Origin of the sequence: Pseudomonas sp. PvP028, assembly GCF_017832255.1 — a bacterium.
GTDB classification, from domain to species: Bacteria; Pseudomonadota; Gammaproteobacteria; order Pseudomonadales; family Pseudomonadaceae; genus Aquipseudomonas; species Aquipseudomonas syringae.
In genome coordinates this window covers 5283037-5302320 of sequence record NZ_JAFIBL010000001.1, presented here as the reverse complement: position 1 = coordinate 5302320, position 19284 = coordinate 5283037, and the positions used below count along the sequence as shown (strand labels likewise).

General features: G+C 59.6%; 19 protein-coding genes. 5 read left to right on the top strand and 14 right to left on the bottom strand.

Annotation, left to right across the window (positions count from 1 at the left end; translation table 11 throughout):
* Positions 1 to 114: 114 nt before the first annotated feature.
* Positions 115 to 1047 carry a DMT family transporter gene (locus tag JOE34_RS22675; protein ID WP_024648168.1) on the bottom strand — a complete coding sequence of 311 codons (933 nt, stop codon included), beginning with the start codon at positions 1045 to 1047 and terminating at the stop codon, positions 115 to 117.
* Positions 1048 to 1121: 74 nt separating this feature from the next.
* Here JOE34_RS22675 and JOE34_RS22670 point away from each other — a divergent pair, with 74 nt between their 5' ends.
* Positions 1122 to 1976 (top strand): LysR family transcriptional regulator, encoded by an 855-nt coding sequence (locus tag JOE34_RS22670; RefSeq protein WP_003423353.1) that lies wholly within the window; start codon positions 1122 to 1124, stop codon positions 1974 to 1976.
* A 34-nt stretch (positions 1977 to 2010) separates the two neighbouring features.
* Here the strand turns inward: JOE34_RS22670 and JOE34_RS22665 are convergent, their stop codons facing one another.
* The 3 genes from JOE34_RS22665 to JOE34_RS22655 all read right to left on the bottom strand — a co-directional run bounded on the left by JOE34_RS22665 (position 2011) and on the right by JOE34_RS22655 (position 3699).
* Entirely contained in the window at positions 2011 to 2295 is a 285-nt protein-coding gene (locus JOE34_RS22665) for a type II toxin-antitoxin system RelE/ParE family toxin (RefSeq protein ID WP_003423365.1), read from the bottom strand.
* Complete coding sequence (locus tag JOE34_RS22660; RefSeq protein WP_024648170.1) at positions 2285 to 2524, bottom strand: CopG family ribbon-helix-helix protein; 240 nt, start codon at positions 2522 to 2524, stop codon at positions 2285 to 2287. The genes JOE34_RS22665 and JOE34_RS22660 overlap by 11 nt, the downstream gene beginning before the upstream one ends.
* Positions 2525 to 2682: 158 nt before the next feature.
* A complete protein-coding gene (locus JOE34_RS22655; protein ID WP_010425855.1) occupies positions 2683 to 3699 on the bottom strand; it encodes a 1-aminocyclopropane-1-carboxylate deaminase in 1017 nt (338 codons plus the stop codon).
* Between the two features lie 186 nt (positions 3700 to 3885).
* Here JOE34_RS22655 and JOE34_RS22650 point away from each other — a divergent pair, with 186 nt between their 5' ends.
* Positions 3886 to 4392 (top strand): Lrp/AsnC family transcriptional regulator, encoded by a 507-nt coding sequence (locus JOE34_RS22650; RefSeq protein ID WP_003315203.1) that lies wholly within the window; start codon positions 3886 to 3888, stop codon positions 4390 to 4392.
* 146 nt (positions 4393 to 4538) lie between these two features.
* Entirely contained in the window at positions 4539 to 5447 is a 909-nt protein-coding gene (locus tag JOE34_RS22645; RefSeq protein WP_003415812.1) for a DUF808 domain-containing protein, read from the top strand.
* 176 nt (positions 5448 to 5623) lie between these two features.
* On the opposite strand, the gene JOE34_RS22640 is transcribed toward JOE34_RS22645, so the two are convergent.
* From JOE34_RS22640 to puuE, 6 genes are all read right to left on the bottom strand, one after another.
* The gene (locus JOE34_RS22640) at positions 5624 to 6409 is read right to left on the bottom strand and encodes an outer membrane protein OmpK (RefSeq protein WP_003396313.1); all 786 of its coding nucleotides are present in this window, start codon (positions 6407 to 6409) and stop codon (positions 5624 to 5626) included.
* A gap of 364 nt (positions 6410 to 6773) precedes the next feature.
* Positions 6774 to 8066 carry a urate hydroxylase PuuD gene (locus JOE34_RS22635; RefSeq protein WP_024664497.1) on the bottom strand — a complete coding sequence of 431 codons (1293 nt, stop codon included), beginning with the start codon at positions 8064 to 8066 and terminating at the stop codon, positions 6774 to 6776.
* A gap of 5 nt (positions 8067 to 8071) precedes the next feature.
* A complete protein-coding gene (locus JOE34_RS22630; RefSeq protein WP_003396316.1) occupies positions 8072 to 8584 on the bottom strand; it encodes an ureidoglycolate lyase in 513 nt (170 codons plus the stop codon).
* Positions 8585 to 8720: 136 nt separating this feature from the next.
* The gene (gene alc / locus JOE34_RS22625; RefSeq protein ID WP_003423375.1) at positions 8721 to 9716 is read right to left on the bottom strand and encodes an allantoicase; all 996 of its coding nucleotides are present in this window, start codon (positions 9714 to 9716) and stop codon (positions 8721 to 8723) included.
* 41 nt (positions 9717 to 9757) lie between these two features.
* Positions 9758 to 10273, bottom strand: a complete 516-nt coding sequence (uraD, locus tag JOE34_RS22620; protein ID WP_003315199.1) for a 2-oxo-4-hydroxy-4-carboxy-5-ureidoimidazoline decarboxylase — start codon at positions 10271 to 10273, stop codon at positions 9758 to 9760.
* Complete coding sequence (gene puuE, locus JOE34_RS22615; protein ID WP_010425867.1) at positions 10270 to 11199, bottom strand: allantoinase PuuE; 930 nt, start codon at positions 11197 to 11199, stop codon at positions 10270 to 10272. The genes uraD and puuE overlap by 4 nt, the downstream gene beginning before the upstream one ends.
* A gap of 398 nt (positions 11200 to 11597) precedes the next feature.
* On the opposite strand from puuE, the gene uraH reads away from it, so the two are divergent.
* Positions 11598 to 11951 (top strand): hydroxyisourate hydrolase, encoded by a 354-nt coding sequence (gene uraH / locus JOE34_RS22610; protein WP_024661484.1) that lies wholly within the window; start codon positions 11598 to 11600, stop codon positions 11949 to 11951.
* 111 nt (positions 11952 to 12062) lie between these two features.
* Positions 12063 to 12812: a GntR family transcriptional regulator gene (locus JOE34_RS22605; protein ID WP_003423378.1), complete on the top strand. Its 750-nt coding sequence runs from the start codon at positions 12063 to 12065 to the stop codon at positions 12810 to 12812.
* Between the two features lie 101 nt (positions 12813 to 12913).
* Here JOE34_RS22605 and guaD read toward each other — a convergent pair whose 3' ends face one another.
* The 4 genes from guaD to xdhA are packed head-to-tail and all read right to left on the bottom strand — an operon-like array spanning position 12914 to position 19047.
* Positions 12914 to 14227: a guanine deaminase gene (guaD, locus tag JOE34_RS22600; RefSeq protein ID WP_170855913.1), complete on the bottom strand. Its 1314-nt coding sequence runs from the start codon at positions 14225 to 14227 to the stop codon at positions 12914 to 12916.
* A gap of 17 nt (positions 14228 to 14244) precedes the next feature.
* Entirely contained in the window at positions 14245 to 15084 is an 840-nt protein-coding gene (gene xdhC / locus JOE34_RS22595; RefSeq protein WP_209996691.1) for a xanthine dehydrogenase accessory protein XdhC, read from the bottom strand.
* Entirely contained in the window at positions 15081 to 17600 is a 2520-nt protein-coding gene (gene xdhB, locus JOE34_RS22590; protein ID WP_209996689.1) for a xanthine dehydrogenase molybdopterin binding subunit, read from the bottom strand. The genes xdhC and xdhB overlap by 4 nt, the downstream gene beginning before the upstream one ends.
* Complete coding sequence (gene xdhA / locus JOE34_RS22585; RefSeq protein ID WP_024664044.1) at positions 17593 to 19047, bottom strand: xanthine dehydrogenase small subunit; 1455 nt, start codon at positions 19045 to 19047, stop codon at positions 17593 to 17595. The genes xdhB and xdhA overlap by 8 nt, the downstream gene beginning before the upstream one ends.
* Positions 19048 to 19284: the final 237 nt, after the last annotated feature.

Sequence of the window (19284 nt, the reverse complement as noted above, 5' to 3'; positions counted from 1 at the left end):
GTGTTGTAAATGAGCATTCCGATTGGACTCGCATCCGAGCCTGTTTTTAACGAAGCATCACCGAGCGCAGCCACTTTCGTACAGAGCCTAAGCAAAGTCGGCCTCCTGAGCCCATCAGGAGGCCGACTGCCGTTGTTCCGCTCGCACCACCATCCACACGCCGATACCTGACACCGCCATGCCTGACGCCATCTGCCAGGACAGCGGTTCGTCGAACATCGCCCAGGCCCAGAGCATCGTCACCGGTGGGCTGAGGTAGAGCACGCTGGCGACGCGGGTGGCTGTCGCGCGGCGCAGACACACCCAATACAGTCCGTAACCGCCCAGGGTTGCCAGCCCCACCGTCCATAGCACGCTCAGCGCAAAGCCGGTACTGGCTACAGGCGCCAGGCTGCCCTGTGTGCCCTGAATGATCGCGAAGGCGACGCTGGAGACGGCGCATTGCAGCCACAGATTGGGGAGCAGTGCCATAGGCTCTGCGGTGCCGGACTGTTTCTGCCACAGCGTCGCGATGGCCAGTGACAACATGCCCAGCAGCGGCAGGCCGTAGGCCCACAACGGTGCGTCACCCACCGCAAGCGCGCTGTAGGTCACCAGCACTACGCCGATCAGCCCGACAAACAGTCCCGCCCAGATTTGCCAGGCCAGCCGTTGTCCGAGCACTACTGCCGCCAGGAGTGCCATGCCCATCGGCAACAAATCGGCAAACAGCGCAGCGAGGCCGGCTGGCACGCCCAGCGCAATACCCTGCGTGACACCGGCGACGTAGCCGGTCATGGCCAGCAAACCGATACCCGCGTTTTTCAGCAGCGTGCCAGCCGGGATCGACCTCAGTTGCCTGGCAACAAAAGGCAGCAGGATCAGGGTAACCACCACACAGCGCCAGAACACCACCAGCAGCGGCGGCGCATGTTCCAGCGAAAAGCGTGCGCCGATGAAGCCTGAACTCCAGGTCAGAATAAGCGCGGCTTCAAGCAGAGGAAGGGGAATGGCCTGGTGCCAGGCAGGCCGCGAGACGTTAGGAGCAATCGACAGGTATGGGTTCATGGACACAGGTTACGAAACCGGCGTAGTCTAATAAATCAAAATTAAATGCATGAGTTGTTCAGGAATACTGAATCATGACGGCCATTCTCGACATCGAACTGGTGCGCACCTTCCATGCGGTGGCGCGGATAGGAAAGTTTTCAGCCGCCGCCGAGCAACTTCATAAAAGCCCGGCAGCAGTGAGTGTGCATGTCCAGCGCCTGGAGGCCGTGGCGGGCGGGCGCTTGCTCAACCGGGACAACCAGGCAGTGTCGCTGACGGCGCTGGGCAAGCGCCTGCTGTTGTCGACGACAGAGCTGCTATCCACGCATGACCGGGTGCTGGCGGATCTGCAAGGCACTCATCTGGCCGGACGCATCACGCTGGGTGTTCCGGATGAATACGCCGTGCATGTCATTCGCGACATCCTGCCGGTTTTCGCGGCCGCGTGGCCCAATGTCGTGCTGGAATTGAAATCCGCACCCAGCTACGCCCTGCGCGAGCAGGTTGCGCGTGGCAAGTTGCAGACAGCAGTGATCGCGCAACCCAAAGGGCAGCTGAGTGCTGATACGCAGTTTCTGGTATCGACCAAACCGGTCTGGGTCGGGCCGGCCAGCGTTGCACTGGCATCCGCTGACCCGGTGCCGCTGGCGATTCACGCAGCCCAATGTCCCTATCGTGAAGCCATGCTGGCGTCACTCAAAGACAACGGCCGCAAAGTCCGCGTAGTTCTCGAAAGCCCGTCCAATCAGGCGATCAAAGCCTGCGTGGAAGCGGGCCTTGCGATCAGCCTCATCGATCGGAGCGGGGTCACGGACGCCATGCAGATTCTCGATGACCTGCCTGAAATAGCCGAGCACGAAATCGTCTTCCTGCGCTCGCCGTCGTCACAGAACGACGAGGCGGTGAGCCTGCTGGCGCAGGCCCTGCAGAAGTATTTTCGGGTTTGATAGCGAAGCTGTGTGCAGTAAACGTCTTTGCGGTTTACCACACGGGTGGCGACTGTCTTCTGGTGTGGAAAATCCGTAGAACCTGTAGTCGGCCGCTACGGATGCGATATGGAATCAGGTAAGGCAGGTCTGGCAGAGGCCATTCTCTGGTTCCGGCAATCCGTCCTTCCCGGCCCATGGCGGGAAAGCTCGCGAGCTGCGTTACGCTTGATTGAATGGCTTTCACGAAAGCAGCGGCAGCAGCTGGATTGTCCAGTGCGATATACGCAGCCTCCTCATCCAGATTCTTTAGTGCTGTTTTGAGCCACTCAACCTGCATTGCCTGACCATTTGTCCATGACAGCTTTTACGTCTTCTTGGCTTGCGAACTCGCCGGCGTCGGCTTCTTCGATGGCACGCTGAATTTCGGCAATCTGCCAAGCCTCGCGTGTCAGGTATTCGCGGAGCGCGTCGAGGGCCAAAAATGACTTGCTGCGCCCGGTCGCCTTTGCAAGGTGTGCAAGGGTATCTGCCATTTCGTCCGGCAGACGTAGAGACATTGTGGACATATGCACCTCACACGTAGTTATTTGTATTACATGAGGGTGCAGTGTAATACATGTGAATACGCCTGTAGATGCCGTTTCCATTTCTGGTTTGTCGGTTTTTTATCGGGTGCAAAATGGCCCGCGAATTCGCGGGCCATTCAAGCAGCTTTCGGGGTGGCTCAACCGTCCTTAAACAGAAAACTGTAGGCATTCAGCGCTGGCACACCGCCGAGGTGGGCGTAGAGCACTTTCGAGCCTTCGGGGAATTCGCCGTTGCGCACCATGTCGATCATGCCGTGCATGGATTTGCCTTCGTAGACCGGGTCGGTCAACACGCCTTCCAGGCGGGCGCAGAGGCGGATGGCTTCAAGGGTGCCATCGTTCGGCAGGCCGTATTCCGGGTAGGCGTAGCGGGTGTCGAGCACCACGTCTTCGGTGCTGATTTCGCGGCCCAGCTCCACCAGTTTTGCGGTGTTCTGAGCGATACGCAGGACCTGCGCGCGGGTCTTTTCCGGCTTGGCCGACGCGTCGATACCGATCACACGCTGTGCCCGGCCATCGGCTGCGAAGCCCACCAGCATGCCTGCGTGAGTGCTGCCGGTTACCGAGCAGACCACGATGTAGTCGAACTTGAAGCCCAGCTCTTCTTCCTGCTGGCGCACTTCATCGGCAAAACGCACGAACCCCAGGCCGCCATAAGGGTGTTCCGAGCAGCCCGCTGGAATCGGGAACGGTTTGCCGCCGCCTTCCTCGACGTCGGCCATGGCCTTTTCCCAGCTCGGGCGAATGCCGATATCGAAGCCTGCCGAATCCAGACGCACATCAGCGCCCATGATGCGCGACATCTCGATATTGCCGACCCGGTCGTACAACGCGTCCGAATAGTTGACCCAATTCTCCTGAACCAGCACGCACTTCATGCCCAGATGCGCCGCTACGGCTGCCACCTGACGGGTCTGGTTGGACTGGATGCCACCGATCGATACCAGTGTGTCGTAGCCACCGTCGATAGCTTCCGGCACCAGGTATTCCAGTTTGCGGGTCTTGTTGCCGCCGAAGGCCAGACCGCTGTTGCAATCCTCGCGCTTGGCATACAACTCGACCTTGCCGCCCAGATGCTCACTCAGGCGTTTCAGTGGGGTAATGGGCGAGGGGCCGAAGGTCAGAGGGTAGCGCTTGAACTTGCTCAGGTTCATATCGGGTCTCCGTTGATAAGTTATTCCGGACATTGAAGGTGGGTCTCGATATGTTTATCGAGCCGCCCGGCATGGCTCCCATCATAGGAAAACCACGAATAATCGTGGTTGCAAAGAATTGTCTATCTACAAAATAAGCGTTAGCCTGAATGCAACCAAACAGACTTTTATTGTGTGAATTTCATTATGAAAGCAATAAATGAACGCACTAAAAAGTCCGGTGCTGACGTAACGCCGCTGCTGGACAGGATTGACCGCGCCATCCTCAAGACCTTGCAACGTGACGCGTCCATTTCCAATGTGGCACTTGCCGAGAAGGTCAAACTGAGTCCGCCTGCGTGCCTGCGTCGCGTCGAGCGGCTGAAAGAGGCGGGCGTGATCAAGGGCGTGGTGGCGTTGCTCAATGGCGATGTTCTGGACGCCGGCATGGTGGTGCTGATCGGTGTCGTGCTGGACCGCTCGACACCGGATTCATTCGCCCAATTCGAAGCCGCTGCACAGAAGGTTTCCGGCTGTATGGAGTTTCATGTCGTCACTGGCGAGTTCGACTACTTCATGTTGTTGCGCACCAGGGACAGTCAGAGCTTCAACCGTTTGCACGCCGAACAGTTACTGTACTTGCCCGGTGTCAGACAGATTCGTTCGTTCATGGGACTGCGTCAGGTCGTTTCCACCACACAGTTACCTCTCTGATGGGGTTTGGCGTGGCCTGTTTGCTGCATGCAGCGTCAAACGTTCACGCCTGACCAAGGTCAGAGTTGCTGACTGCCATACGATTGACTCTGGCGCATGATTCAATCAGTGACGTTTTCTTTTTTACTTGCTCAAGGATTTTCATTTTGGCTGCTGGAAGCTTGCTTACCCTGCTTGACGATATTGCGATGCTGCTCGATGACGTGGCGCTGGCCACGAAGAAAACGGCGGGTGTGCTGGGTGATGATCTGGCGCTCAATGCCCAGCAGGTCACCGGTGTTTCAGCGGATCGCGAATTGCCGGTTGTCTGGGCCGTGGCCAAGGGGTCGCTGCTCAACAAGGCCATTCTGGTTCCGGCAGCGTTGCTGATCAGTGCCTTCGCACCCTGGGCGATTCTGCCGTTGCTGATGATCGGCGGTGCGTTTCTGTGCTTCGAGGGCTTCGAGAAAATCGCCCATAAATGGCTGCATCCCGAAACCGGCGAAGAGCATGAGCAGCGCAAGCAGGCGTCGGCGGATGCGTCCGTGGACATGGTGGCGTTCGAAAAGGAACGCGTCAAAGGCGCGATCCGCACGGACTTCATTCTTTCGGCGGAAATCATCGTGCTCGCACTGGGTGTGGTCTCGGCCAGACCCTTCATGGATCAGGTCGGCGTACTGGTCATCGTCGCAGTGCTGATCACCGTGGGGGTCTACGGGCTGGTCGCCGGTATCGTCAAACTCGATGACCTGGGCCTGTATCTGAAGAAAAGCGCAGCTTCAGCTGCACAAAAGATCGGTGCAGGCCTGCTGTGGCTGGCACCGGTGTTGATGAAAGTGCTGTCGATCGTCGGTACTGCCGCCATGTTCATGGTCGGCGGCGGGATTCTGGTCCACGGCCTGCCGTTCGCTCATCATTGGGTCGAGGGTGTGACCGAAGCGGCAGCGGGTGCGGTAGGCGGCCTGTCGATGGTCGTTCCGACGCTGATCGATGCTGTTGCCGGGGTCATTGCCGGTGCCGTGCTGGTGCTGGTCGTGACGTTGATTGGCAAGGTCTGGAAAGCTGCGAAGGAGTGATTGAGGCGGTCATCCACACTTCTGATCTAAGGCCGTGGAAGCGAGCCGGGCGACGCTTCGCTTGCTCGCGAAGGGGTTGGTACAGCCAACCGAAGGGTGGCTGAAACACCGCCTTCGCGAGCAAGCGCGCTCCCACAGAATTCCGCAGTGAGCGTCATCACCGTCAAACAACGTGCTTAGAAGAACACCTTGACCAGCAAGCTCGCGGTGTTCTGATCGGTGTCGAAGGAACGGGTGTCCTTGATACCGTATTTGTTGGTCCAGTAGTCGTATTCGATACCCACGTACAGTTGCCGCTCCGGGTAATTCAGTGCCTTGCCCAGGTCGTACTTGATCTGCGGGTTGAAGTGCAGGTTGGAGTGGTAAGTGCCACGCGAGGTCTTGTCGTTGTCGACTACCCAGTCCATGAAACCGTCGATCAGCACATCCGATTTGCCCACCGGAATGGTGTAGGACCACACCGGAGTGATCTGCCACACGCCGTCGCCCGGGCGATTGCCTTCGGTCTGGCGCTGGTAGAAGTTAAGCTGGAAGTAGTCGAAACCCGGGATCTTCAAGTCGAACGCCGGACCGATCAGGTACGACTCGTTATCGCCCTCACCAAACTCGTAAGTTGCGGCAATCAGCACATCGCTGATCGGCCCGAACTCGAACTTCTGGCCGAAGATCTTGCCCAGCGAAAGCCGTGGCGAGAACTCGCCGTAATAGGTGTTATCGCCAGCGGTTGCGTCTTTCTTGCCGTTGTAGAAGATCTTGTCGACGAAGAAGAAGTTGTCGCCGTACTTCCAGCTGTCCGCGTGCTCAAAGGTGAAGGTCTGCTGATTTTCCGGGTTGACAGCAAAGTCTCGTCCATTGAGATAGGTCAGGCTATTACTCTGCCACTGGAAGATATCCCCTGCCATGGCGGGTGCAGCAGCCAGCAGACTGCTGGCCAGTAATGCACTGGAAATCGTACGGTTCATGCGGTGAGCCCCTTGATGTCGATCGTGATTTTGTCGGACTGGCGTTCTATGCGTGACGCCTTGTCGGTGGTTGCAATAATTTGTCTGTCTGGTCAGCTTTGTGTTGTTAGCAAGAGCTGCGCCAATCAGTGAAAAAAAGTTTAAGTAACCCTTCAAACCGATATCGAAGTGTCGATTTCAGGTTATTTTTTCAATGGGCTGCGTTCTGAGTGCCGTTCAGCCAGTGGGCCGCCCGGTCAGGTTCAGCTATCGGAAAAAAGAGGGGCGAGTTGGCAGCGGCGGCGGAGGATACTGACTCGCGTCGCCGTGCTCAAGTGCTTCAGAGCAGGGCGTCCGGAGCGAAAACAGGGCAATGCCTGTTGCTTCAGTTGATGTGCGCGCCCTGATCGATCCAGGCGCCTACCAGATCACGTTCCTGCTGGGTCATCTGGGTGATATTGCCCAGCGGCATGATCGGCGCGGTGATTGCCTGCGCCTTGATGCGCGGCGCCTGTTGCTGGATCTGTTCAGGCGTATCGAACATCACGCCGGCCGGGGCGACGCTGAATAGCTGGCTGGTAGGCGTGGCCGAGTGACAGACCGAGCAACGTTGCCGGATGACGTCGTGCACCTTGTTGAAGTCTGCACCTGCCACCTTGGCAGGCTCGGGCTGGGCAGGTGCTGCCTGGGCAGGTGCAGCAGCGGGTTGCACAGGCTGCTCATCAGCCCGATGCCCGCCGACCGCCGTACCGGGCAGTGGCTGATAGACAATTTTTGCCGGCGCTTGCGCAGGGCCGGTGACATACGCCAGGCACAGCATGCCCAGCGCCGCGACCGGCAGGGTCCAGGCAAATCGATGGCTGTCGTGGCGTGTATTGAAGTAATGGCGCACCAGCACGGCCAGCAGCGCGATGCCTGCGAGAATCAGCCAGTTGTACTCACTGCCGTAGGTGCTTGGGAAGTGATTGCTGATCATGATGAACAGCACGGGCAGGGTGAAGTAGTTGTTGTGTCGTGAACGCAACAGGCCTTTTGCCGGTAGGCTTGGGTCCGGCGTGCGGTTCTCGGCAATCGCGGCCACCAGCGCGCGCTGGGCCGGCATGATGATGCGGAACACGTTGCCGACCATGATGGTGCCCATGATCGCGCCCACATGCAGATAGGCACCGCGACCGCTGAACACTTTGCTGAAACCATACGCCGCCGCCACCAGCAGCACGAACAGGACCACGCCCAACAGGGCAGGGCGCTTGCCCAGTGGCGAGTCACACAGAAAGCTGTAAATGAACCAGCCGACGAACAACGAACCCAGGCCGATGTGCACGCCCTCGGCGCCACTCAGGCTGCTGCCCGGTGCCAGCAGGTACAGCGTCGGGTTGGCGTAGAACACCACGCACAACAGCGCGACACCGGACAGCCAGGTCGAATAGGCTTCCCATTTGAACCAGTGCAGATTCTCCGGCATGGTCGGCGGTGCGAGCTTGTACTTCTCCAGGTGGTAGATGCCGCCGCCGTGGATCGCCCACAGGTCACCCGACAGGCCTTCACGCGGGTTGCTGCGGTTGAGGTTGTTCTCCAGCCAGACGAAGTAGAACGATGCGCCGATCCAGGCGACGCCGACAATCATGTGAATCCAGCGCACGCCCAGATTCAGCCATTCCATCATATGTGCCAGCACGGTGTTTACCCTTCCAGTGGGTGGGGATCGAGAACCAGCAACTGGCTCTCGGCAAAGTAATGCTCGTCGCAGTTGTTGCCTTCGCCACTGCGATCAACCACCAGGAAGTCATCCCGCTTTTCGATCGTCAGCACCGGATGGTGCCAGACGCCGCGATGGTAATTGACACCTTGCCTGCCGTTCGACACGAAGGCGCGGGTCGCCTCTGATTCAGGCTCATCGCCAACCGGCGCGACCACGATCAGAAAGGGGTTGCCGAGCAGCGGCACGAACGCCTGGCTGCCCAGCGGATGACGCTCCAGCATGCCGATGGTCAACGGCATCGGCAGCGCTTCGGCGCGGAAAATGCTGATGATCGCCTTGTCCTCCGGCTGCGCGGTCTGCACGTCAGCCAGACGATGAAAGCGCATGGTCGAGCCGTTGTTGATCATGAAGTGATCGCTGCCGTCGGTTTCGATCACATCACCGAATGGCGCAAAGGCTTCCTTGGTCAGTGGCTCGATTATCAGTTTGCGCATGCGGGTTCTTCTTCAATGGTTTTGAGGGTCCGCTCCTACGCCCTTCGGGCAGAAGCCTGGCAGCCTTTTATTCAGGGCGCTCCAGGACTTATGTATATGATGAACGCCGAACGTAGGAACGAGAGTTTATGCGTTGTTACCTGGCCACCTTGCCCAGCACCCGCAACCGGCTCACGCCACCGTCCGGGAATACGTTCAGGCGGATGTGGGTGATCGGGCCGATCGCCTTGATCTGCTCGGCGAACTCGTGTTCGGCGTGCATGGTCAGCTTCTGGCTGGGCAGCAACTCGCGCCAGAACAGGCTCTGGGTTTCGATCTGGCTGTCGGTGCCACCCTTGACCAGGGCGCCCTGAATCGAGCAGCTGTCCGGGTAGTTGCCTTTGAAGTGCAGGGTATCGACGATGACTTTCTCGACTTCGCCCTGGTGCCCGAGCGCCACGATCACCCAGTCGTTGCCGGGTGTGCGGCGGCGCGCGGTTTCCCAGCCGTCGCCCATGTTCACACCGCGACCAGGGTTGAGGATGTTGCTCATGCTGCCGTAGTGTTCATCGGAGCAGGCAATCGATCGGCCGCCATTGAGCGCCGCAACCAGATCGATCTGCTCGTCCTCGCTGACTTTCGACCAGTCGCGATGCGGCACACCGTATACGCGCAGACGCGCTACACCGCCGTCCGGGTAGATGTTGAAGCGCAGGTGGCTGAACGCCTGATCGTTGCTGATCTCGTGGTAATGATGGCTGTTGCCTTGCAGCTCCACAGACGGCAGCACTTCGGTCCAGGCGGTGTTTTCATCGGGCTCGCCCGACGCCAGGAAGCACGCTTCCAGCGATGCGGAAGGCGGGAAGTTGCCGGTGAAAAACGAGGTGTCGATGTCCACACCCTTGATGGTTCCCGCCACACCGAGGCGAATCACCGCGCTGTCGTACCCTTCGAAACGCTTGCGGCGCGACTCCCAGCCGTCCATCCACTTGCCGTTGTCGTCGAACACGCCTTCTTTCCAGACGGCCGGTGTCGGCTGGAACAGCCGGTTGGCGTCGGCGAACCAGTCATCGGTGACCGAAAGGATTTTGGTGCCCAGACGCGCGTCGGCCAGGTTCACGAACTTCTCGAACGGTGCGGCGTAAACTTTCATGCTCTTTGTCTGCCTTCTGAATACGGTTATGACTGCGACGCTCAAAGCGCCTGTAGACGAAACAGTGCGATCTTGTTGATCTCGGCCAGGGCGCAAGCGAACTCGACCTCGGGCGAGTGGTGGATGCGTTGCTCGAACGCCGCCAGAATCTTATGTCTGTCGCTGCCCTTGACCGCCATGATGAACGGAAAGCCGAAGCGGGCCTTGTAAGCCTCGTTCAACTCGGTAAAGCGCTGAAACTCTTCAGGCGTGCAGTGGTGGATACCGGCGCCGGCCTGTTCATCGGTACTGGCCTGAGTCAGCTCGCCCTGAACGGCAGCCTTGCCTGCCAGGTCCGGGTGGGCATTGATCAGTGCCAGTTGTTGCTCGTGTGTGGCACCCAGCAGGATCTCGCTCATGCGAGCGTGCAGGGTCTCGACCTGATCGAGTTGCGCGCCTGTGCTTTGGTCGAACGCTTGCTGCGCGACCCACGGTGAGTGTTCGTAGATATCGGCGAAGGCCGCGATGAACGCATCCCGGCCCAGGCTTGAAGGTGTCAGTGTCTTGAACGTGCTCATTGCTCGGCCTTGCCGGTAAACGGATGTTCAGTGTGCCAGTGCCGGGCGATATCGACACGACGGGTAAACCACACTTGCTCATGGCCTTTGGCGTACTCGATGAAACGCTTGAGTGCGGCGAGGCGGGCGGGGCGGCCGATCAGGCGGCAATGCAGGCCGATGGAAAGCATCTTCGGCGCGTCTTCGCCTTCGGCATACAGCACGTCGAACGCATCCTTGAGGTATTGGAAGAACTGCTCGCCATTGTTGAAGCCCTGCACCTGGGTGAAGCGCATGTCGTTGGTGTCCAGGGTGTACGGAATCACCAGATGAGGCTTGCCGGTCGGGTTGTTCGGCTCCCAGTACGGCAGGTCATCGTCGTAGGTGTCGCAATCATAGAGAAAACCGCCTTCCTCCATGACCAGGCGCCGGGTGTTGGGGCCGATGCGCCCGGTGTACCAGCCCAGCGGCCGTTCGCCGCTGATCTCGGTGAGGATCTGGATCGCCTGGCGCATGTGTTCGCGCTCCTGGGCTTCGTCCATGTTCTGGTAGTCGATCCAGCGATAGCCGTGGCTGCAGATCTCATGACCTTCGGCGACCATGGCGCGGATCACCTCTGGATGACGCTGCGCGGCCATGGCCACGGCAAAAATGGTCAGGGGGAGATCGAACTGCCTGAACAGCTTGAGAATGCGCCACACACCGGCGCGGCTGCCGTATTCGTACAGCGACTCCATGCTCATGTTGCGCTGGCCCTGGAGTGGCTGCGCGGCAACCATCTCGGACAGAAAGGCTTCTGACTCCTTGTCGCCATGCAGAATATTGCGCTCGCCACCTTCCTCGTAATTCAGCACGAAAGACAAGGCAATGCGCGCATTACCCGGCCAGCGTGGGTGAGGCGGGTTGTTGCCGTAACCGATCAGGTCGCGTGGGTAGTCAGCGCTCACTGCAAGCTTCCTTCTTGTCCATGGGGTGCGTTGGATGCGTTAAGTCAGGTGCAATGCCAATAGCGGTCAAGGCACTGTCGGATCAAGATTGTATACAATTTTATTTTCAGCTTGTAACCCTGTACGTTTCTGCACCGAAGCGTCTCGGCAAGAGTAAAACAAGCAAGAAACCTGCCTGACTGGTCAGCTAATCGTAAAAAACCTGATATTTTTCCTCTGCTTCCTTCTTGTATGGCCAATCCCGCGCCCAGCCAGCGTCCTGGCTAAGGGCTGTGGAACGATGAAGAATTTATTGTGTACAGGTTTTCCCGAAAGTGTCTTAATCGGTCGCAATCGCACGATGTAGAGCACTTCATTGGTGCACTGCTTCACCATGGCCGGCTGTGAGGAGTGAAGTTTTGGGAAAATTGACCACACATGTACTGGACGCCGCCCATGGCTGCCCGGGCAGCGCCATCCGCATCGAGTTGTACCGGGTCGAAGACCAGCGCCTGCTGCATATTGTCAGTACGCTTACCAACAGCGATGGGCGTTGCGATGCGCCGCTGTTGCAGGGTGAGACTTATCAATCCGGCGTCTATCAATTGCACTTCAAGGCTGGCGATTATTACCGCACGCGGGGCGTGGTTCTGAATGAGCCTGCCTTTCTCGATGAGGTGGTGCTGCGCTTCGGCATTGATGCAGGTCAGGAACACTTTCATGTCCCGCTGCTAATCTCGCCGTACAGCTACTCGACGTACCGGGGCAGCTGAATACCTCTTGCCCGCCCCACACTGCGGGCTTTTTTTTGCGCGTGTCTGCGCTTTTGCCCTGTGTACAATGCGCCAGTCCCGACGCCGTCATCCACCTGCGCACGAGTGCCCATGAACGACCAGTCTCTGCCTCTCAAGAAACAGCCGCGCAGGCTTGGCCTAAGCCGTAACGTCACGCAAGACGATATCGTTTACGAACATGTCTTCGATGCCATCCTGGAACAGCGGCTGGCGCCGGGTACCAAACTGAGTGAAGAGGCGCTGGGCGAGATTTTCGGTGTCAGCCGCACCATCATTCGTCGCGCTCTGTCGCGGCTGGGGCATGAGGGCGTCGTGCTGTTGCGCCCCAATCGTGGCGCAGTGGTCGCCAGCCCCAGCGTTGAAGAGGCGCGTCAGGTGTTTTTCGCGCGGCGCATGGTCGAGAAGGCAATCACGCAACTGGCGGTCGAGCACGCCACTGCCGAGCAGCTGGCCGAGCTGCGTCAGATGGTCAGCGACGAGCGCGACAGCTTTGCTCGCGGTGATCGGGGCGCCGGTATTCGTCTGTCCGGCGAGTTTCACCTTCAGTTGGCCGTGGCGGCTAGAAACGCGCCGCTGATCAGCTTCCAGCGCAGCCTGGTGTCGCAGACCTCACTGATCATTGCCCAGTACGAAACCGGCAATCGCACGCATTGTTCCTACGATGAGCACAGCCAGTTGATCGACGCCATCGAAGCCCGCAATGCAGCGCTGGCCGTCGAATTGATGATGCATCACATGGACCACATCGACAGCAAGCTCAACCTTGATGAAGACAGCGCCTCTGACGACCTGCATGCAGTGTTCTCGCATGTCATGAGCCGGAAAAAGACGGAGCGTTAAGGCCGCGCGGATAATTCAACTTTCGTGCGACGTTCCGTGTCGTCATGCCGTTGCGGACGCTCCGCGTCCCCTTGGCACGCTGGAGCGTGAGGAGCGAGATGCTAGCCTCTGTCATGCACCAATCGGCCACCCGACCAGGTCTGCTTCACCGTCCGGTCGTCACCGATGGTCATCAGCACGAAGAGAATCTCTTCGATAGTCTTCGCCTGCTTCAAGCGATACGACAGCAGCGGGGTGGCGTTGTAGTCGAGCACCAGGAAGTCAGCCTCGTTGCCGGGCTTCAGGCTGCCGACCTTGTCTTCCAGACGCAGCGCCCGCGCGCCGCCCAGTGTCGCCAGGTACAGTGACTTGACCGGATTGAGCCGCGCGCCCTGCATCTGCATGACTTTGTAGGCCTCGTTGAGGGTCTGCAGAATCGAAAAGCTGGTGCCGCCGCCCACGTCGGTGCCCAGGCCGACATTCACCTTGTGCTTCTCGGTCATTGGCAGGTTGAACAGGCCGCTGCCCAGAAACAGGTTGGAGGTCGGGCAGAAGGCAATCGCCGAACCGGTCTGCGCCAGTCGGGCGCATTGTTCGTCGCACAGGTGCACGCCGTGGGCGAACACCGAGCGCTCGCCGAGCAGGTTGAAGTGATCGTAGACGTCCAGATAATGCTTGCGCTCCGGGAACAGCGCCTTGACCCACTCGATCTCCTGAAGGTTCTCGCTGATGTGGGTCTGCAGGTACAGGCCGGGGTATTCGGTGAGCAACTGGCCGGCGAGGCTCAATTGTTCCGGGCTGCTGGTCGGCGCGAAGCGCGGCGTCACTGCGTAGCTCAAACGCCCTTTGCCATGCCAGCGTTCGATCAGCGCCTTGCTGTCGGCATACCCGGTTTCTGGCGTGTCGACCAGATAATCCGGCGCATTGCGGTCCATCATCACCTTGCCGGCGATCATGCGCAGATCAAGTGCCTGGGCCGCACTGAAAAATGCCTCGACCGATTCCTTGTGCACACTGCCGAACACCAGCGCCGTGGTCGTACCATTGCGCAGCAGTTCCTTTATGAAGATGTCGGCCACCTGCGCCGAATGCGCGGGGTCGGCGAACTGGCTTTCGCAGGGGAAGGTGTAGGTGTTGAGCCAATCCAGCAATTGCTCGCCGTAGGAGCCGATCATGCCGGTTTGCGGCAAGTGGATATGGGTGTCGATGAACCCCGGTGTGATCAGGGCGTCCGGGTATTCGACCAGCTCGACATCGTCGTCGAGGCGCTCCAGCAGATCGGCAGCGTGACCCACCGAAACGATCTTGCCGTCCTCGACCAGCAACAGGCCGTCGGCAAAGTATTCATAGGATGCCTCCAGCGCCACTTCGGCCGGGTCGGCGAGGCTGTGAACGATGGCGGCGCGGTAAGCTTTACGGCGGGAAACTGAACTCATGGCACTCTCGTTGGGACTCATTGCGACTGACTGCGGCGCGATGCAGGCAGCAGTCTGGCGATAGGTTCGGCGTTGGCGGTGTGTTGGCCAAAGCTGACATTGTAAGTGGCGATTATTTCCGCGGCGATCGACACCGCGATCTCGATGGGTAGCTTGCCTTTGACCTCGGCCAGGCCCATCGGGCAACGCATGCGTTGCAGCAGACTGGCGTCGAAACCGCGCTCCCGCAAGCGATGTTCGAACTTGACCCGTTTGGTTTTCGAGCCGATCAGCCCGAAGTAACCAAAGTCGCCACGCCTGAGGATGGCGGCCGTCAGTTCCATATCCAGCTGATGGTTGTGGGTCATCACGATGCAATAGGTGCCGACCGGCAGTTGCGCGACCTCGTCGACCGGCTCGTCGTTGATGATCTTCGTCACGCCCTCGGGCATCGACTCGGGGAATTCCTGCTCACGGCTGTCGATCCAGCGTACCCGGCAGGGCAGGCTGGCCAGCAGCGGCACCAGGGCGCGGCCGACGTGACCGGCACCGAACACGGCGATCTGCGCGACGGGCTCGCCCATCGGTTCGAACAACAGCACGTTTACGCCGCCGCAGCACTGGCCCAGGCTTGCACCCAGGTTGAAGCGTTCCAGGCGCGTCTGCCGGGTGCCGCTGGCAAGCATCTCGCGGGCGATTTCCATGGCCTTGTATTCCAGGTGGCCGCCACCGATGGTGTCGTGGATGTGCTCGGCGCAGACCACCATTTTCGATCCGGCATTACGTGGCGTGGAGCCCAGCTCCTCGATGATCGTCACCAGAATGCCGGGTTCTCCACGGGCCTGCAGCTCGGCCAGGGCGCTGATCCAGTTGTTCATTTCTGCTCCAGGACAGAGTGATCGAGGCCAGGCGCCTTCGCGAGCAAGCTCGCTCCCACGGGAGCATCCTGAATAGGTGAAGATGAGCCTGGCGCCTCTTCATTTGCTCGCGAAGCGGCAGAAACAATCGGCTCGGCGCCTTCGCTGGGTGCGCGACGCGCAGCGCTGTGCTGGCGCATCTGTTCGCAGCCCCACAACACTTTTTCCGGCGTCGCCGGGGCGTCGATGTCTGGTTGATGACGATAGTCACCCAAGCTCGCCACGGCGTCCTTGATGGCGCACCAGGCGGCGATGCCGAGCATGAACGGCGGCTCGCCGACGGCCTTGGAATGGAACACCGTGTCTTCCGGGTTCTTGCGGTTCTCTACCAGCTTGATGCGCAGATCGAGCGGCATGTCTGCCACTGCCGGGATCTTGTAGGACGCCGGGCCGCTGGTCATCAGCTTGCCCTTGTCGTTCCACACCAGTTCCTCGGTGGTCAGCCAGCCTGCGCCCTGAATATAGCCGCCTTCGACCTGACCGATATCGATGGCCGGGTTCAGCGACGCGCCGACATCGTGCAGGATGTCGGTGCGTAACATCTTGTATTCGCCGGTCAGCGTATCGACGATGACCTCCACGCAGGCTGCGCCAAAGGCGTAGTAATAGAACGGCCGGCCACGCGCCTGGCTGCGGTCGTAAAAAATCTTCGGCGTCTTGTAATAGCCGGTGCTCGACAGCGACACCTGGCCCATCCATGCCAATTGCGCCAGTTCGGCGAACGGCAGGTACAGCTCGCCGATCCGCACATGGCCGTTGCGGAATTCGACCTCTGCTTCGCTCACCTGATAGTGTCTGGCGGCAAACTCCACCAGCCTTTGCTTGAGGATTTCAGCAGCATTCTGTGCGGCTTTGCCGTTCAGGTCCGTACCGCTCGAAGCGGCAGTGGGCGAGGTGTTCGGCACCTTGTCGGTGTTGGTCGCGGTGATCTGGATGCGCTCGATGTCCACCTGGAACACCTCGGCCACGACCTGCGCGACCTTGGTGTTCAAGCCCTGGCCCATTTCAGTGCCGCCATGGTTCAGGTGGATGCTGCCGTCGGTGTAGATATGAATCAGCGCACCGGCCTGATTGAGAAAGCTGGCGGTGAACGAGATGCCGAACTTGACCGGTGTCAGCGCCAGGCCTTTTTTCAGCACCGGGCTGCCGGCATTGAACGCACGAATCGCTTCGCGTCGCTCGGCGTACTGGCTGCTTTGCTCGAGGTCGGTGGTCATCTCTTCCAGCAGGTTGTGTTCGACTGTCTGGTAATAGTGGGTGACGTTACGCTCGGTCTTGCCGTAATAGTTGGCCTTGCGCACGTGCAGCGGGTCCTTGCCGAGGAAGCGTGCAATGCAGTCCATGACCTCTTCGATGGCGACCATGCCCTGCGGGCCGCCAAAGCCCCGGTAGGCGGTGTTGGACGCGGTGTGCGTCTTGCAGCGGTGCCCGTTGACGGTGGCTTCGCCCAGGTAATAGGCGTTGTCGGCATGAAACATGGCGCGGTCGACGATGGACGCCGAGAGGTCCGGCGAATAGCCACAGTTGCCGGCCAGATCCAGCTGTATGCCCTGCAAACGACCGTCATCGTCGAAGCCCACGTCGTACTCGATGTAGAACGGGTGGCGCTTGCCGGTCATCTGCATGTCTTCGAAGCGTTGCAGGCGCATCTTGGTGGGCTGGCCGGTCAAGCGGGCAATCACGGCGCACAGGCAGGCCGGACTGGCCGCCTGGGTTTCCTTGCCGCCAAAACCACCGCCCATGCGGCGCATGTCGACCACGATGCGGTTCATCGGCACGCCCAGCACCTCGGCCACCAGCTTCTGGATTTCCGTGGGGTTCTGGGTCGAGCAATAGACGATCATGCCGCCGTCTTCGGTCGGCATCACCGAGGAGATCTGGGTTTCCAGGTAAAAATGTTCCTGGCCGCCAATGTGCAGGTTGCCCTGCAGGCGGTGGGTTGCGCGCGCCAGGGCAGCGGCAGAGTCGCCACGCTTGTGGGTATGGCTGTCGAGCACGAAGTGTTTCTGGCGCAGGGCCTGGACCACATCCAGCACCGGTTGCAGGTCTTCGTATTCGATGATTGCCGCCATAGCTGCCTGGCGTGCAATGTCCAGGTCGCGAGCCGCCACCGCGAGCACCGGTTGCCCGACGAACTCCACCTTGTCGATGGCCAGCAGCGGGTCGCCGGGCAGCAACGGCCCAATGTCCTTGAGCCCCGGAATATCCTGATGGGTAATCGCGATGCGTACACCTTCGAAGGCGTAGCAGGGCGAGGTATCGATGCTGACGATACGCGCATGGGCACGGTCGGAAAGGCGTGCGTAGACGTGCAACTGGTTGGGGAATTCCAGGCGATCATCGATGTACACCGCTTCGCCGGACACGTGCTTGTCGGCACTGTCGTGCTTGACGCTGCGGCCCACGCCGGTGTTCAGACCCTGCTGAAATACCGCAAGCATCTCTGCCTGGGTGGTGTTTGGGGAATGCTCAGACATAGTCAGTCACCCGCGTTGGAACGGCTGGGGTCTGTAATTCGATGAAGTACTTGCGCAGCAGGTTTTGCGCGCTCAACAGGCGGTACTCCTTGCTCGCCCGGAAATCCGACAGCGGGGTGAAGTCCTCGCTCAGTGCAGCGCAGGCGCGCTCGACGGTTGCATGGTTCCATGGTTGCCCGATCAGCGCCTGTTCGCAGGCTGCTGCACGCTTTGGAATCGCCGCCATACCGCCGAACGCTACGCGAGCCTCGTGGATCACGCCGTCTTCCAGGGTCAGGCGAAAAGCAGCGCAGACCGCCGAGATGTCGTCATCCAGCCGTTTGGAGACTTTATAGGCGCGGAAAATCTGTCGCGCAGAGGCAGTGGGCACGATGATCTTTTCGATGAACTCGCTTTCCTGACGGGCCGTGACCTTGTAATCGATGAAATAGTCTTCCAGTGCCAGGGTGCGCTGACTGTTGCCTTTGCGCAGCACGACCTGCGCACCAAGGGCGATCAGCAGCGGCGGGGAATCGCCGATGGGGGAGGCGTTGCCGATGTTGCCACCCAGCGTGCCCTGATTGCGGATCTGCAACGAAGCAAAGCGCTGCAATAACTCGCCAAAGTCCGGGTATTCGGCCTTTAGCGCTGTATAACAATCGGTCAGCGGGGTTGCCGCACCGATCTCCAGGCGATCGTCGAAACGCTTCACGCCCTTCATCTCGTCGATGTGTCCGACGTAAATCATCACTGGCAACTGTTTGTGAAACTGCGTGACTTCCAGGGCCAGATCGGTGCCGCCGGCGAGTAGACGCGCCTGTGGATGGCTGTCGTAGAGGTCCGCCAGATCCGCCACGGTCAGCGGAATGAAGCAGCGTTTTTCGCCGTCATTCAGTTCATCGGTGCCGGCCGGGGCGATGGCGCGCAGGCGTTCGACGGTTTGCGCCTGGCGCTGATCGAACTGGTCCGGCAGGCGCTGCGCGCAAGACTGCTCGGCGGCGGCCAGAATAGGGCGATAGCCGGTGCAGCGACACAGGTTGCCGGCCAGGGCTTCGTGGGCCTGATGGGCATCGGCTTCGCTGCTGTTCTTTTGCAGGGCAAACAGCGACATCACGAAACCCGGGGTACAAAAGCCGCATTGCGAGCCATGACACTCGACCATCGCCTTCTGCACGCTGTGCAACTGGCCCTGATGTTTGAGGTCCTCGACGCTGATCAATTGTTTGCCGTGCAGCGACGCCATGAACGTCAGGCATGAATTGAGGCTGCGATAACGCAGCGTTTGCTCGCCGTCGGCGTCACTGTGCAACTCGCCTACCACGACGGTGCAGGCACCGCAGTCACCACTGGCACAACCTTCCTTGGTACCGGGCTTGTGTGCCTGCTCACGCAGGTAGGTCAGCACGGTCATGTTCGGATTCAGGCTGCGCTCGGTTTTTAGCTCTTGGTTCAAAAGGAACTGAATCACGGCGCAAAGCCCTCACGTTTATTGTCATCAGACATGTCGATGAATCTATCAGCTATGTTTATTGGGTCAATTTGTTTCTGACTTCAGAGTCAGGAAATTGAGTTTTTCGGCCATCTGCCGATCAAACAACCTCTGGTTCTTGAATTGCCTGCCGGCTGTATTCAAGGTTTTGCGTATTTCGTGCCAGTTTCCGCGTTTATGGCCCTGCGCCATCGGTGCCGGTTGCGATACACTCCG

Bases quoted from the DNA above. Each gene is read 5' to 3' on its own strand.
- JOE34_RS22655 (WP_010425855.1), bottom strand. From the start codon at position 3,699: ATGAACCTGAGCAAGTTCAAGCGCTACCCTCTGACCTTCGGCCCCTCG.
- JOE34_RS22660 (WP_024648170.1), bottom strand. From the start codon at position 2,524: ATGTCCACAATGTCTCTACGTCTGCCGGACGAAATGGCAGATACCCTT.
- JOE34_RS22665 (WP_003423365.1), bottom strand. From the start codon at position 2,295: ATGCAGGTTGAGTGGCTCAAAACAGCACTAAAGAATCTGGATGAGGAG.
- guaD (WP_170855913.1), bottom strand. From the start codon at position 14,227: ATGAGTTCAGTTTCCCGCCGTAAAGCTTACCGCGCCGCCATCGTTCAC.
- JOE34_RS22630 (WP_003396316.1), bottom strand. From the start codon at position 8,584: ATGCGCAAACTGATAATCGAGCCACTGACCAAGGAAGCCTTTGCGCCA.
- JOE34_RS22675 (WP_024648168.1), bottom strand. From the start codon at position 1,047: ATGAACCCATACCTGTCGATTGCTCCTAACGTCTCGCGGCCTGCCTGG.
- xdhC (WP_209996691.1), bottom strand. From the start codon at position 15,084: ATGAACAACTGGATCAGCGCCCTGGCCGAGCTGCAGGCCCGTGGAGAA.
- xdhB (WP_209996689.1), bottom strand. From the start codon at position 17,600: ATGTCTGAGCATTCCCCAAACACCACCCAGGCAGAGATGCTTGCGGTA.
- JOE34_RS22640 (WP_003396313.1), bottom strand. From the start codon at position 6,409: ATGAACCGTACGATTTCCAGTGCATTACTGGCCAGCAGTCTGCTGGCT.
- JOE34_RS22670 (WP_003423353.1), top strand. From the start codon at position 1,122: ATGACGGCCATTCTCGACATCGAACTGGTGCGCACCTTCCATGCGGTG.
- JOE34_RS22650 (WP_003315203.1), top strand. From the start codon at position 3,886: ATGAAAGCAATAAATGAACGCACTAAAAAGTCCGGTGCTGACGTAACG.
- alc (WP_003423375.1), bottom strand. From the start codon at position 9,716: ATGAAAGTTTACGCCGCACCGTTCGAGAAGTTCGTGAACCTGGCCGAC.
- JOE34_RS22605 (WP_003423378.1), top strand. From the start codon at position 12,063: ATGAACGACCAGTCTCTGCCTCTCAAGAAACAGCCGCGCAGGCTTGGC.
- uraD (WP_003315199.1), bottom strand. From the start codon at position 10,273: ATGAGCACGTTCAAGACACTGACACCTTCAAGCCTGGGCCGGGATGCG.